12 protein-coding genes are annotated in these 13,548 nt (G+C 61.1%); 8 read left to right on the top strand and 4 right to left on the bottom strand.

Going from position 1 to position 13,548, the window contains the following annotated elements; translation table 11 throughout:
• Positions 1-26 precede the first annotated feature (26 nt).
• Complete coding sequence (locus M2368_RS09800; RefSeq protein WP_105656282.1) at positions 27-917, bottom strand: LysR family transcriptional regulator; 891 nt, start codon at positions 915-917, stop codon at positions 27-29.
• Positions 918-1,068: 151 nt separating this feature from the next.
• Here M2368_RS09800 and M2368_RS09795 point away from each other — a divergent pair, with 151 nt between their 5' ends.
• The 5 genes from M2368_RS09795 to M2368_RS09775 all read left to right on the top strand — a co-directional run bounded on the left by M2368_RS09795 (position 1,069) and on the right by M2368_RS09775 (position 6,421).
• Positions 1,069-2,067 (top strand): Bug family tripartite tricarboxylate transporter substrate binding protein, encoded by a 999-nt coding sequence (locus M2368_RS09795; RefSeq protein ID WP_105661987.1) that lies wholly within the window; start codon positions 1,069-1,071, stop codon positions 2,065-2,067.
• Between the two features lie 49 nt (positions 2,068-2,116).
• Positions 2,117-2,701, top strand: a complete 585-nt coding sequence (locus M2368_RS09790) for a tripartite tricarboxylate transporter TctB family protein (protein ID WP_105656284.1) — start codon at positions 2,117-2,119, stop codon at positions 2,699-2,701.
• 23 nt (positions 2,702-2,724) lie between these two features.
• On the top strand, positions 2,725-4,254 hold the full coding sequence (locus M2368_RS09785) for a tripartite tricarboxylate transporter permease (protein ID WP_498724403.1): 1,530 nt from the start codon (positions 2,725-2,727) through the stop codon (positions 4,252-4,254).
• On the top strand, positions 4,251-4,643 hold the full coding sequence (locus tag M2368_RS09780) for a universal stress protein (protein WP_105656286.1): 393 nt from the start codon (positions 4,251-4,253) through the stop codon (positions 4,641-4,643). Before M2368_RS09785 ends, M2368_RS09780 begins: the two co-directional genes overlap by 4 nt.
• 419 nt (positions 4,644-5,062) lie before the next feature.
• Positions 5,063-6,421 carry a GntT/GntP/DsdX family permease gene (locus tag M2368_RS09775; protein WP_332730670.1) on the top strand — a complete coding sequence of 453 codons (1,359 nt, stop codon included), beginning with the start codon at positions 5,063-5,065 and terminating at the stop codon, positions 6,419-6,421.
• Between the two features lie 94 nt (positions 6,422-6,515).
• Here the strand turns inward: M2368_RS09775 and M2368_RS09770 are convergent, their stop codons facing one another.
• The 3 genes from M2368_RS09770 to M2368_RS09760 all read right to left on the bottom strand — a co-directional run bounded on the left by M2368_RS09770 (position 6,516) and on the right by M2368_RS09760 (position 9,913).
• Positions 6,516-7,229, bottom strand: a complete 714-nt coding sequence (locus M2368_RS09770) for a FadR/GntR family transcriptional regulator (protein WP_133834028.1) — start codon at positions 7,227-7,229, stop codon at positions 6,516-6,518.
• Positions 7,230-7,295: 66 nt separating this feature from the next.
• Positions 7,296-8,429: an L-talarate/galactarate dehydratase gene (locus M2368_RS09765; protein ID WP_105656289.1), complete on the bottom strand. Its 1,134-nt coding sequence runs from the start codon at positions 8,427-8,429 to the stop codon at positions 7,296-7,298.
• A gap of 260 nt (positions 8,430-8,689) precedes the next feature.
• Positions 8,690-9,913 (bottom strand): mandelate racemase/muconate lactonizing enzyme family protein, encoded by a 1,224-nt coding sequence (locus tag M2368_RS09760; protein ID WP_105656290.1) that lies wholly within the window; start codon positions 9,911-9,913, stop codon positions 8,690-8,692.
• A 280-nt stretch (positions 9,914-10,193) separates the two neighbouring features.
• On the opposite strand from M2368_RS09760, the gene M2368_RS09755 reads away from it, so the two are divergent.
• From M2368_RS09755 to M2368_RS09745, 3 genes are all read left to right on the top strand, one after another.
• Entirely contained in the window at positions 10,194-11,120 is a 927-nt protein-coding gene (locus M2368_RS09755) for a carbohydrate ABC transporter permease (protein ID WP_105656291.1), read from the top strand.
• Between the two features lie 52 nt (positions 11,121-11,172).
• Positions 11,173-12,093, top strand: coding sequence for a carbohydrate ABC transporter permease (locus M2368_RS09750; RefSeq protein WP_402741618.1), 921 nt, complete (start codon positions 11,173-11,175; stop codon positions 12,091-12,093).
• Between the two features lie 96 nt (positions 12,094-12,189).
• Entirely contained in the window at positions 12,190-13,545 is a 1,356-nt protein-coding gene (locus M2368_RS09745) for a Gfo/Idh/MocA family protein (protein WP_105656292.1), read from the top strand.
• The last annotated feature ends 3 nt before the right edge of the window (positions 13,546-13,548 follow it).

Below are 13,548 nucleotides of genomic sequence, written 5' to 3'. Positions count from 1 at the left end.
TTGTATTGTTTGATACCTACTGTGCATCATTCAGCGTGCAGTGCGTGGCGCACGATCGAGACCACCCGTTCCAGCGCCGGATTGCGCGAGGACTTGCTCCAGATGGCGTGCAGCTGCACCGGATCGTCGGTAACCTCGCCCAGCCGCAGGTAGCTGACCCCGCCCACGCCCAGCAGCTTGGCACTCTCTGGGACGAAAGCAATACCGCGCCCGGCGGAGACCAGCGCGAGCATGGTCAGCACCTGGCTGACGGTATGGCGCACGTTCTTGTGCTCGATGTCGACGCGGCGCACCACCAGGTCGTAGAAGTAGCGGGCCTTGGTGGGGGAGTGCATGATCAGCGGTTCGTTGCGCAGGTCATCGAACAATACCTCCCGCTGCAGCCGGGCCAGCCGGTGGCCGGAGGGCACTGCCACGTAGAGCCCCTCGGTTAATAGCAGTGCGGATTCGAAGAGCTTCTCGTCGAAGGGCGGGCGGGCTAAGCCCAGGTCGATGTCGCCGTCCAGCAGGGCGTCGACCTGCTCGCCGGTCACCATTTCCGACAGCTCCAGATGCACCTGCGGCATCTGCGCCGAGATTTCTCCCAGCAGCGGGCCGAGCAGGCTGAAGCCCGAGGCCGCGGTGAAGCCGATGCGCAGCTCGCCCAGCTGGCCGGCGGCGATGCGGCGGGCATTGTCCGGGGCACGCTCGGCGGCCACGACCAGCCGGCGGGCATCCTGGAGGAAAGCATGGCCCGCCGCGGTGAGGGCCACGCGGCGGTTGTCGCGCTCGAGCAGTTCCACGCCGACCGTGCGCTCGAGTTTCTGGATCTGCCGGCTCAGCGGCGGCTGAGTCATGTTCAGCCGCTCGGCGGCACGGCCGAAGTGCAATTCCTCGGCAACGGCAACGAAACTGCGTGCTTGGTCCAGAGTAAACATTTGATACCTTTCTGGAATCATTCTATGCACATTCAACCTTGGACATGCATCACTTCAAGTTTCTACGCTTGACTCCAAGACCAGCAAGGTGAGCTGTCTCACTCGAGGCCTCGGCCGGGGTCCCACACTCGACACCACAGGAGAACTTCCCATGAAAAATCGCTTGACTCGCCGCTCGCTGCTCGCCCTCTCGGCCACTGGCGCGGTACTAGCGCTTTCCGCCTGCGGCGGCAACGTCGGCGGGGGCTCGGCCTCCGCCGAATTCCCCAGCGGCCCCATCACCCTGACCGTCGGCCAGGCGCCTGGCGGCTCCACCGACCTGATCGCGCGCGCCGCGGCGGACGGCATGGCGGATTCCCTGGGCGTGGCCCTGCCCGTGGTGAACAAGCCGGGCGCCAACGGCGCGCTGGCCACCGAAGAAGTGGCGGCCATGGCCCCGGACGGGCAGAACCTCGTGCTGCTCAACGCCTCGTTGATCACCATTACCCCGCTGGCGGTATCCGCGGACGAGGCGGTTTCGCTCGATGACCTCGATGTCCTCATGGGACTGAGCCAGGATGACTACGTCATGGTAGCCAGCACCAAGTCGGGTATGGAGAACTTCGATGACATCAAGAACAGCGGCAAGAAGCTGTCCTTCGGCACTACCGGCGTGGGCACCGGCTCGCAGCTGGCCCAGGAACTGATCCTGGCCCAGGCGGGCATCGAAGGCACCACAGTACCATTCGACTCGGGTTCCCCGGCACTGACCGCCGTCATGGGCGACCAGGTACAGGTCTCCACAGTGCAGCTGGGCGAAGCCAAGCCGCAGATCGACGCCGGCACCGTCACCCCGATCGTGGTCTTCTCCTCCGAGCGCAATGAGTTCCTTCCCGATGTGCCCACCGCCATCGAGGCAGGCTATGAAGTCCCGGTCTCCCAGTACCGCGCCATCGCAGCCCCGAAGGGCCTGAGCGATGACGCCAAGCAGAAGCTGGTGGCCTCCATCAAGGACGCGGTAGCCACGGACACCTACACCTCGTTCAACGAGAAGAACATGCTGACTCCGAACGAGATTTCCGGCGAGGAAGTCACCGCCGAATGGAATGAGCTGGCCGCGAAGTACAAGGAACTGACCGATGAGTACGACATCTCGCTGGCCGGCAAGTAGCCTCCCGGCAGCCAGCTGATCCGGAACACTTCAAGCACAGGAGGACATCATGCAAGCCAAACACGTTGAACGCCCGCCGGTGCCCGCCGCGCCCCGCGCGGAATCCGGCCCGGTGCAGCCCGAGGACGATTCGTCGCCCGAGGCGCTGACCCCGGAGGAACTCGCCGCCCAGTGGGAAGCCGAGGCCCCGGAACCGGCCGGACCGGTGGCGAACCTTGCCTCCAGCCTGGTGGTGCTCGCGCTGGGCTGCGCCGGCATGGCGCTGTCCGTTGGCCTGGGGCTGGGCACCCCCGCGGCTCCCAGCGCCGGGATGTGGCCCTTCATCGTCACGCTGATTGCCGCCGTCATGGCCGTGGTGCAGCTCATCGTGGGCAGGCGCGGCGGGCAGGACGGGGAGAAGTTCAGTGCCATGAGCTGGTACACCGTCATTGGTTTCGCCACCCTGATCCTGATGGTGGTGCTCATGCCACTGATCGGCTTCGAGATTCCCGCGCTGCTGCTGTGCTTCGTGTGGATGCGCTGGCTGGGCGGTGAGCGCTGGCGCTCTGCCGCCTTGTATTCGGTGCTGGTGGTCGTGGCCTTCTACGCCATCTTCATTGCCGCGCTCGGCACCACGATTCCCCGACTGTTCTAAGTCGCAATTAAAGGTTGACTCCCATGGACTTCTTCGGACCAGTCCTGGACGGCTTCGGCACCGTCCTGGACCCCACAAACCTCTTGTATTGCCTGCTCGGCGTTGTCATTGGCATGCTGATCGGCGTGCTGCCGGGCCTGGGCCCGGCGGCCACGATCGCGATCCTGCTGCCGTTGACCTACGGTGTCGAGCCGGTGACCGCCATCATCATGCTGGCCGGCATCTTCTACGGTGCCCAGTACGGCGGCACGATCACCTCGGTGCTGCTGCGCCTTCCCGGCGAGGCCAGCTCGGTGGTGACGGTCTTCGACGGCTATGTCATGGCCAAGCAGGGCCGGGCCGGCACCGCACTGGGCATTGCCGCCATCGGCTCGTTTATTGGCGGCACGATCGCCATTGTGGGCCTGACCTTCCTGGCTCCGCTGGTGGCCAGTTTCGCGCTGGACTTCGGCCCGCCGGAGTACACGGCGCTGGCGCTGCTGGGCATCTTGCTGGTGGCCACCATCTCCGGAGGCTCCAAGATCAAGGCGATCATCGCCGCGGCGTTGGGCCTGTTCCTGGCCACGGTGGGTCGCGATGGCTTCACCGGGGCCGAGCGCTTCACCTTCGGCAACCTGTCGCTGGCCGACGGGATCGACTTCGTGCCGATCGCCATGGGCCTGTTCGGCGTGGGCGAGATCCTCTACAACCTGGAGGAGCGGCACCGGGCCGTGTCCGCCCCGCTGAAGGTGGCCAACGTGTGGCCGCGGCGCCAGGACCTGAAGCAGGCCTCCGGGGCGATCGGCCGCGGGTCGGTGCTCGGCTTCTTCCTGGGCATCTTGCCTGGCGGCGGCGCGACGATCTCCTCGCTGGCCTCCTACGCGCTGGAGAAGAAGACCGCCAAGGACCCTACGCGCTTCGGCAAGGGGGCGATCGAGGGTGTCGCCGGACCGGAAACCGCGAACAATGCGGCGGCGACCAGCTCGTTCATCCCATTGCTGACTCTGGGCATTCCTGCGAATGCGACAATGGCGATCATCTTCGGGGCGCTGCTGATCCAGGGGGTCACCCCCGGCCCGCAGCTGATCTCCAATGACCCGGAATTGTTCTGGGGCGTGGTGAACTCGATGTATATCGGCAACATCCTGCTGCTGATCATGTCGATCCCGCTGATCGGGGTATTCGTGCGGATCCTGCGCATCCGCGCCGCGATCCTGGCGCCGATCACCGCGTTGATTACCCTGCTGGGTGCGTACACCATCCGCAACTCCATGTTCGACGTGATGCTGGTGGTCATGTTCGGCGCCGTGGGCTACCTGATGAAGAAATTCAGTTTCGAGCCCGGCCCGCTGGTGCTGGCGTTCGTGCTGGGCAGCCTGCTGGAATCCAACCTGCGCCGATCCCTGCTGGTGCTGGAAGGCGACCCCTCGGGCTTCCTGTCCCGACCCATCTCCGCAACGCTGCTGGTGGTGTTCGTGTTCGTGGCCGTGTGGCCGATGATCAAGTCCGCCATCGATCAGCGCAAGAACCGCTTGGTGGCCGTGCAGGCCGTAAAGGAAAAGGAAAACGCATGAGCATCATCGTGGGATACGTCCCCACCCCAGTAGGGCAGGCCGCCGTCGACGCGGCCATCATCGAGGCGAAGCTGCGCGCCGAACCGTTGCTGATCGTGAACTCCTCGCGCGAGGGGTCGCTGGTGGACAAGCACACCGCTTCGCCCGAGGACCTGGAACGCGTACTGCTAGCTGCCGCCGCGGCGGGAGTCGAGGCTCGCATCGTGGAGTCCAGCTACCGTGATGACCTGACCGAGGAGTTCCTCGGGCTGGCCGAGAAGCACGAGGTGTCCTTGATTGTCATCGGGCTGCGCCAGCGCAGCCAGGTGGGCAAGTTCATCATGGGCTCGCACGCCCAGCGAATCCTGCTGCAGGCGCAGCATCCGGTGCTGGCCGTCAAGGCCGGCTGACCCGCTACCGCACCGCTGCCAAGGGCCGCGGAAGGCTTCAACGGAAGCCTTCCGCGGCCTTTGCGCGTCCACGGTCCGGTGGCTCCTCAATGGTTGCAGCGCGTCAACTACTGTGAGGCTCGTCACTCAATGCACGGTTCCCGGGGAGTGCCGAAACGCCGAGCCGAATGCGCTACCGGGCGCGGAGTGCCGGAATGTCGCGGGATCGCGGGGATGGCCGCCACCCGGGCACGCAACGCGATGCCGGCTGGGTATCAAAACATGCGGATCGAGTCTTGGACGGGAGCGATCCCGGCTTACTAACGTGACTACAGGCACATGGCGATATGCGGCAGCTCACGTAAACCCAAGCCCCCGCCGCCACCCGCGATGCCGAGATTCCACCCTTTCCAAAGTATTCCCCAGATCGGAGCCCCTTTATGCCCCTGCTTGTCGTAGCGCTGGCGGTAGTCGTGCTGCTGATCCTCATGATGAGGTTCAAGCTCAACGGATTCATCGCCCTGATCCTCGTCGCCACCCTCGTGGCCTTCTGGGCCGTCGCCACCGGATCGCTGAGCGTGGACGGCGAGCCCGCGGGCGTCGCTGACATCCCGGAGATCATCACCGAGGGCCTGGGCGGGCAGCTGGGAAGCACCGCCGTCGTCATCGGCCTAGGCGCCATGATTGGCCGCGTCATGGGCGACGCCGGGGCGGCGCAGCGCATTGCCCGCAAGATCCTCTCGGTCTTCGGCGAGCGTGGCGTGCAGTGGGCCATGATCATTTCCGCGATGCTGATCGGCGTGACCATGTTCTACGAGGTCGCGTTCGTGATCCTGGTGCCGGTCGCCTTCACCCTGGTGCGCGCCACCAAGGTCAACCTGCTGTGGGTGGGCCTGCCCATGTCCATCTCGCTGTCCACCATGCATTCCTTCCTGCCCCCGCACCCGGGTCCGACCGCAGTGGCCGGGCTGTACAACGCATCGGTCGGATTGACGCTGGCCTACGGCCTGCTCATTGCCATTCCGGCCGGTGTGGCCATTGCGATGGCCTGGCCGCGGCTGTCCTTCGTGCGGCAGATGAACCCGCAGATGCCCTCGGGGCTGCTCGCGGAAAAGGACTTCGCCGACGACGAGCTGCCCTCGGGCGCCTTGTCCTTCCTGGTGGCGCTGCTGCCCATCGTGCTGATTGCCGGTTCGGAAATCCTGCGCATGACCGTGACGCTGAGCAAAGAGGCCGACGATGTGCTCGCGCTGCTGGGCTCTGCGGAAATTGCGTTGCTGATCGCCCTGCTGGTGGCGATTGCCGCCTTCGGCCCGCTGAACAACCGTTCCATGGCGCAGGTCGCCAAGTCGATGAGCGAGGCCGCACGGGCCATGGCCATGATCCTGCTGGTCATCGGCGCCGGCGGCGCCTTCAAGCAGGTGCTGGTTTCCGCCGGCATTGCCGACTACATTGCGGACACCACTGCGGGGTGGAATCTCAGCCCGCTGTTCCTCGCCTGGATCATTGCGGTGATCCTGCGCATCGCGCTGGGATCAGCTACGGTGGCGGTATCGACCGCCGCCGGCATCGCTGCACCGCTGGTCGCGGCCACCGGAGCGTCGCCTGAGCTGATGGTGCTGGCCACCGCCTGCGGCTCGATCGCCTTCAGCCACGTGAACGACCCGGGCTTCTGGATGTTCAAGGAGTATTTCAACCTCAATGTCGGGCAGGCGCTCGCGGTGCGCACCACCTACACCACGACGTTGGCGGTACTCGGGTTGCTCGGGGTCTTCGCACTGGACCTGGTGATCACCTAGGCCCGGTACGGAACTTTGAAGGAAAGACCTCTCGGCGACATGGAGCTGATGGCAGCTGCCACGGCCAGCCGGAGGTCTTTTCCGCGTCCCGGCCCTAAAGCGCGGGGCCGAGCCCCGCTTCGGATTGCAGCCGCAGCATGGAGTTGCCCAAATGCATGCGCATGGCCGCGGCCGCCATGTGCGGGTCGCCGGAGGCAATGGCATCACGCACGGTGCGGTGCTCTGCGGCCACCGAACCCAGCCGGTCGGCGGTGATCGTGTCGGCCGAATCCAGCCGGCCGCGCGGCATCGCGATCATGGAGGGACCGAAATTCTCCACAGCCTGGCCGAAGTAGGGATTGCCGGTAGCCCTGGCCACGGCCAGGTGGAACTCGAAATCGCAGCTCATGCTCACCGCCGCATTGCCCGCTGCGGCCTCGAAGCCCCGCAGGGCCTGGTCCATTGCGGACAAATCCTGCGCGGTGCGGGAGCGGGCCGCGACGGCGGCGGCCTCGGTCTCGAAACCCACCCGGTACTCGATCAACTGGCGGCGTTCCTCGACGGTCCGCGGAACCAGTGCTTGAGCGGCAGGCTCGGCGGGCGGTGGAGGAGTCAAAGCGAAGCTGCCCGCGCCGCGCCGCGTGTAGACCAGCCCTTCGGCCTGCAGCCGGGTGATGGCCTCGCGGACCACGGTGCGCGATACCCCGTGCTCGGCGATCAGCTCGTTCTCGCTGGGCAGCTTCTGTCCCGGAGGAATGGCCCCGCCGCTGATCTGCGCGCGCAGGTGCCCGACCAAGGCCGATGCCAGATTGGGTTTGGCGTTGTGCATGCTTAAAGGATAAGCGCCGGAACCGCCTGGCAGGCGGTTCCGGCGCGAAGGTCCAGTCATGGGGACTCAGGCGGTGCCGAATTGCGCGGTTTCGGTGGTCCACGCGCGGGCCTGGTCGCTCAGGGTGAAGCCGAGCCCTGGCCTGTTCGGAACGATCATCCGGCCGTCCTTGGTTTCCAAGTGCTCATTGAACAGCGGGTCGAGCCAGTCGAAGTGCTCCACCCAAGGCTCGCGTGGGTACGCTGCTGCCAGATGCAAGTGGATTTCCATTGCGAAGTGCGGTGCCAGATCCAGCCCAGCCTGGTCAGCGAAAGTTGCCAGTCTCTGGAACTGGGTGATGCCACCGACCCGGGGAGCGTCAGGCTGGATGATGTCGCAGGCGCGTGCGGCAATCAGGCGTTCGTGCTCGGATACCGAAGCAAGCATCTCTCCTGTGGCTATTGGCGTATCCAGGGCAGCGGTCAGGGCCGCATGGCCTTCAGCATCGTAGGCATCCAGCGGTTCTTCGATCCAGACGAGGTTGAACTCCTCGAGCCTGCGCCCCATGCGCAATGCGGTAGCGCGGTCCCATTGCTGGTTGGCGTCGACCATGAGCGGGAAATCCGGGCCAATATGCTCGCGCACTGCGGCAACGCGGCGCAGGTCTTCGGCGCTGTCCGGCAGGCCGACCTTGATCTTGATGCCGCCGATCCCTTCCTCGATGGACTGGGTAGCCCGATCCTTGACCTCCTCGATGCTGGCGTTCAAGAAGCCGCCGGAAGTATTGTAGGTGCGCACCGAATCGCGGTGGGAGCCGAGGAACTTGGCTAGCGGAAGCCCCGCGCGCTTGGCTTTCATGTCGTAGAGCGCGATATCAAGTGCGGCCAACGCCTGGGTCGCCACACCAGAGCGGCCCACCGAAGCGCCGGCCCAGAGGAGCTTGGTGTACAACTTGGCGATGTCACTTGGATCTTCGCCAATCATCGCTTGTGCGACTTCCTTGGCATGGGCGTACTGTGCAGGACCGCCAGCCCGCTTGGAGTAGGAGAACCCGAAACCCTCATGGCCCTGTTCCGTGGTGATCTCCGCGAAGAGGAAGACCACCTCGGTCATTGGCTTCTGACGACCGGTGAAAACTTTCGCATCGGAGATCGGTGTGGCCAGCGGCAACCGGGCCGTTGAAAGCTTGACGTGGCGGATGGCGTCGGGGGTATAGGTCATGGCGGGAATCTCCTGTTGGGATCACTGTGGGGGTAAGCTCATTTAATTACTTATCCTATAAGTAAGAAACTTATTACACAAGTGATTTTTCGAGTGTTTTCTTCGGTGGCCTGCTGCCCCTTTCTTCTCTGTGGTCGAATGCGCCCGGAGCTGCCTCTCGGGTGCTTGAAACCACGGCAGGTTCCCGTCTGGACGGCGGGGCTCCAGGCAATCGCGGGCTGTCCGCAATGCTTGAAGCGGCTATTGCCTTGCCGGATCATTTACCCTTCGCAAGGCGCAGTGGTCAAGACCAGATGCTTGAGGGCATGGTTTTCAAGAACGACTGGATCCGGAGTGAAACCGAGCCCGGCTTCCGTTGGCAGACGGATCGTACCCTCGTTAGTGAGCTTCCCCTGATGCGGCGCATGCCAAGGGTGGAGCTGGGTTTCCCAACCGAGGAAGGGGATTTCCAATTCCGGACGGAGTGACCCGTTGGCAAGCTGGACTTCCTGGTCTGCGGCGATCAGCTGCGCGGTGGCCAGGAGGGCCGGACCGTAGTAGAAGCAGTGTGGCACCACATGGACATTAAGCCGTTGACCCGCCTCGCGAATTTTGAGCATGGCGCTGAGTCCGCCAATCTTTCCGACGCTAGGCTGGGCAAACTGCAGGGCGCCGAGTTCCATATCCGAGGTCAGCCCCTGGACCCCTGAATGGTTTTCTCCACCGGAGACGTTGCCGAAACGAGCATTGAGGGCGGCTAGTGATTGCGAATCATCTGGCGGGAAGATCGGTTCTTCGATCCACAGCAGCTCCAGGTCCGCCATGGCAGCAATCGACGACCCGGCTTCGGCTGGATGATGCCACTTGCAATTGACATCGACCATCAGCGGGTGGGAGCCCACGGCCTGCCGTGCGGCCTTGATGGCTGGAATCGAGGACTCATGGATTTTGAATGCCTTGAATCCGTGTTCCAAAGCCCTGGAAAGATGAAAAGCAACCTCCTGCGGATCCTCGGCATAGTGGACCAAAGACGCGTAGGCATTGATTTCATGGCGGGCATCGATATTGATGAATTCCCGCAGCGTCTGTCCTGCACGACGTGCCGCTATATCCCAAAGAGCGATGTCCACTGCGGATAGTGCGAAGTGAATGGGTCCGGTGCGCCCGAAGGCGTGGAATGCATATTCGGCCGAGGCAATGCTCCCGTCGAGGGCCGATGAACGCCCCAAGAAAAAGGGGGCCACGATCTGTTCAAGGGCAGCCCATGTCGCGGGATTGGATTTGTGGCCGAAGGCTTCGCCCCAGCCGGTGAACCCATCCGCGGTTTGCACCTTCACCATTAATGATTCCATCTGGGTCAACGTGCGTGATGATGCATTGAAAGCATCGATTGATTCCGCATTGGAATCTTCCTGGCTTCGCCGCGCGGCATCAAAAGGCAGTGATATCCAATAGAGCTCTATTGACACGATAGTGTCACTTAAACCGTCTTTGGCCTGCGACATTTTACTGATCTCCTATTTTCATATGGACGCATCCAGCGACTGTTCGCACCGTGTGATGGCGTCCAGCGGTGGCTCCGAGGCGATTCCTCAAACCTATCTCGCCAGTGTGGTTGACCTCACGTTGGTGTTTAGTTTAGCGTTGAGGAATAGAGATTGGAAAGCGCATTCCTGAAGTCGATTTCGAATCATCTTCACCAAGCGCTTCTAGCAAGGAGTCACTCATGTCGGTCCCGATTCGTAAGGGCTGCCTTCGCGTTTCGTCGAAAGGAGGTAGTGGTCAATGAGCGCCATTGCCGAACTGCAGAACCTCAGCAAGAACAATGGCCGCAAAGTCCCTCCCAAGGACAACAAGGCAGCGCATATCTTCCTCATTCCGTGGACGATCGGGTTATTCCTTATCACCCTGGGGCCCATGGCCATGTCGCTGTATCTTGCGTTTACGGACTACAACCTTTTGCAGGCTCCGTCCTTTTCAGGGTTTGAGAACATTGAACGGATGCTCGACGACCAGCGGCTGCATAATTCATTGCGGGTCACGTTCACCTACGTTTTGATCGGTGTTCCGTTGCAGCTGGCAGTGGCCCTCGCCGTAGCAATCTTGCTTGACCGGGGAATGCGCGGGCTCTCTTTTTACCGCTCAATTTTCTACCTGCCTTCCATGCTGGGTTCCTCAGTTGCAATCGCAGTGCTGTGGAAGCAGATTTTCGGTACCACCGGCCTGGTGAATCAGCTCTTGGAATTGGTCGGTATCCAAGGCATTGGATGGATCTCCGATCCAAACACGTCACTTGGAAGCCTGATCTTGCTCAACGTGTGGACCTTCGGCTCACCGATGGTGATCTTCCTTGCAGGTCTGCGTCAAGTTCCCATGATGTATTACGAAGCAGCCTCCATTGATGGGGCGAGCAAATGGCGGCAGTTCCTGAGTATCACGTTGCCGATGATTAGCCCCATTATTTTCTTCAACCTGGTCCTGCAGATCATTGGGGCCTTCCAGAACTTCACTCAAGCTTTCATCGTGTCCAATGGATCGGGCGGTCCTGCCGATTCCACCATGTTCTTCACGCTCTACCTGTACCAGCAAGGATTCAAACAGTTCGATATGGGTTATGCCTCAGCCATGGCATGGCTCCTGGTGCTCATAGTTGGTGCATTTACCGCTGTGAACTTCTTCGTTTCTAAGTATTGGGTGTTTTACGATGACTAATCAAACTTCACTTCCAGATTCGCAAGTACGCGGTGGGTCACCGCAAGAACTCGTGCTTGATGAGGAAGAACTTCTCGGAAAAAAGCCGCCGGTTGGCGGTACTGATGAACGAGGCAAGACCGTAAAGGGTAAGAGCCCGAAGTTCAAGGTTTCAATGCGCTCATTGCTAAAGCATGCGCTGCTGATCCTGGGTGCCGGAGTCATGATCTATCCATTGCTGTGGATGGTAGCTAGCTCCTTCCGCCCGAACGACCTGATCTTCCGCGAGGCCGGTTTGGTTATTTCCCAGGTGGACTGGAATAACTACCCCAGCGGTTGGAACGCGCTGTCTGAACCTTTCAGCAAGTACTTGATGAACTCTGCGATTTTGGTTTTGGGATGCATCCTTGGCAACTTGGTGTCCTGCTCCATGGCGGCATACGCATTTGCCAGGCTTGACTTCAAGTTCAAGAAGATTATGTTCGCGCTGATGCTGATGACCATCATGCTGCCGATCCACGTGATTATCGTTCCGCAGTACATCATGTTTTCTCAGATCGGCTGGGTCAATACCTTCTGGCCAATCATCGTTCCGAAACTGCTTGCCACGGACGGGTTCTTCATCTTCCTGATGATCCAATTCATCCGAGGAATCCCTAAGGATATGGATGAAGCAGCCCGAATCGATGGCGCCGGCCATCCACGGATCTTCCTGCAGATCATCCTGCCGCTTATGGTTCCAGCCTTGGCAACTACGGCAATCTTCACGTTCATCTGGACCTGGAGCGACTTCTTTACCTCACTGATCTACCTCACCAACCCGAGTAATTACACCGTGCAAGTTGCGCTCAACGCATTCATAGACTCCACCGGAGAATCCAACTGGGGCGCACTGTTCGCAATGTCGATCGTCACGTTGGTCCCTGTATTCCTTGCCTTCCTCTTCGGGCAGAAATACCTGGTCAAGGGCATCGCAACTACTGGTATCAAATAGCAGGAATATGCCACTGGCCTAGGACAACAGCGCTAGGCCAGTGGCCTCGACCGATACCAGACACAAGCGCCAGAAACTTATCGTAGGAGAAACCGCATGGGAAGCTCATCACGCACCAGCTACGTACTGATCGGCACAGGGAACCGATGCGAAATGTACCTGACTGCTATCTTCGGTGAACATAGCGACGTCGCTGAACTTGTCGCATTGGCAGATACCAACCAGGGGCGAATCGAGTACTACCAAGACGTAGTTGAACAGACCTTCGGCGAGAAGGTTGGGTCCTTTGACCCGCAAGACTTGGCCAAAGTCATTCGAGAACGCCACATTGACCGGGTAATCATCACGAGCCCGGACTACACGCATGCTGAGCTGATCTGCACCGCTCTGTATGCCGGCGCCGATGTGATAGTTGAGAAACCACTAACAATTGATGCGCCGAGCACCGCTCGTATAGCTCGGGCGGTGGAAGAAAGCGGCCATGAAATCGTGGTCACGTTTAACTACCGTTATTCTCCTCGGAATACAGCCCTGAAGAAGGCCATCGACGATGGGAAAATCGGCCAAGTCACATCCGTGGACTTCAACTGGATGCTGGATACCGTTCACGGAGCAGACTACTTTCGCCGATGGCATCGACTCAAGGAAAACTCTGGCGGCTTGCTAATCCATAAGTCCAGCCATCATTTCGATCTGGTCAATTGGTGGCTCGACGATTCACCGCAGAAGGTCTTTGCAACAGGAGGGCTGAAGTTCTACGGGCCCGACAACGCAGAGTTCAGGGGCCGCCAAGCCAACGAACGCGGTACCCACGGGCTAAGCGATAAGGATCCGTTTGATTTGGATCTTCGCAGCGATGAGCGGTTGGAAAAGCTCTATCTAGAGAACGAACACTTTGATGGGTACCGCCGAGACCAGGGAGTCTTCAATGGCGAGATCACCATCGAAGACAATTTGAGCCTGACTGCTGAGTATCAAAACGGACCGGTGCTTTCATATTCCCTGAACGCGCACAGCCCATGGGAAGGATACCGGGTTGCGGTGAACGGGACGGAAGGACGCCTGGAACTGGACGTTGTCGAACGGGCAGCAGTACTGCCCGCGGCCGGCGGGCATCCGGTGGATCCTTCATATAGCAATGATGGCCAGAGCGGCAATGCCAGGTCGAAAGGCGAGAGATTGCTTTTGCAGCGGCATTGGGAAGAAGCAGTGGAGATTCAGATCGAAAACTCGAATGGATCGCATGGTGGCGGCGACAAGCTCCTGCTCGAAGAGCTCTTCCGCGGAGCCAACGAGGATGGATATGCGCGGCAAGCCGGATTCATCGACGGTGTGCGCGCCATTGCTGTCGGGATTTGCGGAAATCAATCGCTGGAAACCAGGCAGCTCGTGGACGTCGGGAGTGCTGGCCTGGGCGTGGACATTTCGTTTCAACCGAAGGTCAAGGTGTAAACG

The sequence above is a fragment of the Arthrobacter sp. JUb119 genome (genome assembly GCF_024807995.1).
In the GTDB taxonomy this organism is placed as follows: Bacteria; Actinomycetota; Actinomycetes; order Actinomycetales; family Micrococcaceae; genus Glutamicibacter.
The sequence above is the reverse complement of the archived record's forward strand: the minus strand, read 5'-3'. Positions and strand labels throughout refer to the sequence as shown.

What these genes read in the sequence shown, in the direction of transcription:
- M2368_RS09755 (WP_105656291.1), top strand. Translation starts at nt 10,194, where the DNA reads ATGAGCGCCATTGCCGAACTGCAGAACCTCAGCAAGAACAATGGCCGC.
- M2368_RS09785 (WP_498724403.1), top strand. Translation starts at nt 2,725, where the DNA reads ATGGACTTCTTCGGACCAGTCCTGGACGGCTTCGGCACCGTCCTGGAC.
- M2368_RS09790 (WP_105656284.1), top strand. Translation starts at nt 2,117, where the DNA reads ATGCAAGCCAAACACGTTGAACGCCCGCCGGTGCCCGCCGCGCCCCGC.
- M2368_RS09765 (WP_105656289.1), bottom strand. Translation starts at nt 8,429, where the DNA reads ATGACCTATACCCCCGACGCCATCCGCCACGTCAAGCTTTCAACGGCC.
- M2368_RS09770 (WP_133834028.1), bottom strand. Translation starts at nt 7,229, where the DNA reads ATGCACAACGCCAAACCCAATCTGGCATCGGCCTTGGTCGGGCACCTG.
- M2368_RS09760 (WP_105656290.1), bottom strand. Translation starts at nt 9,913, where the DNA reads ATGTCGCAGGCCAAAGACGGTTTAAGTGACACTATCGTGTCAATAGAG.
- M2368_RS09800 (WP_105656282.1), bottom strand. Translation starts at nt 917, where the DNA reads ATGTTTACTCTGGACCAAGCACGCAGTTTCGTTGCCGTTGCCGAGGAA.
- M2368_RS09775 (WP_332730670.1), top strand. Translation starts at nt 5,063, where the DNA reads ATGCCCCTGCTTGTCGTAGCGCTGGCGGTAGTCGTGCTGCTGATCCTC.
- M2368_RS09795 (WP_105661987.1), top strand. Translation starts at nt 1,069, where the DNA reads ATGAAAAATCGCTTGACTCGCCGCTCGCTGCTCGCCCTCTCGGCCACT.
- M2368_RS09745 (WP_105656292.1), top strand. Translation starts at nt 12,190, where the DNA reads ATGGGAAGCTCATCACGCACCAGCTACGTACTGATCGGCACAGGGAAC.
- M2368_RS09780 (WP_105656286.1), top strand. Translation starts at nt 4,251, where the DNA reads ATGAGCATCATCGTGGGATACGTCCCCACCCCAGTAGGGCAGGCCGCC.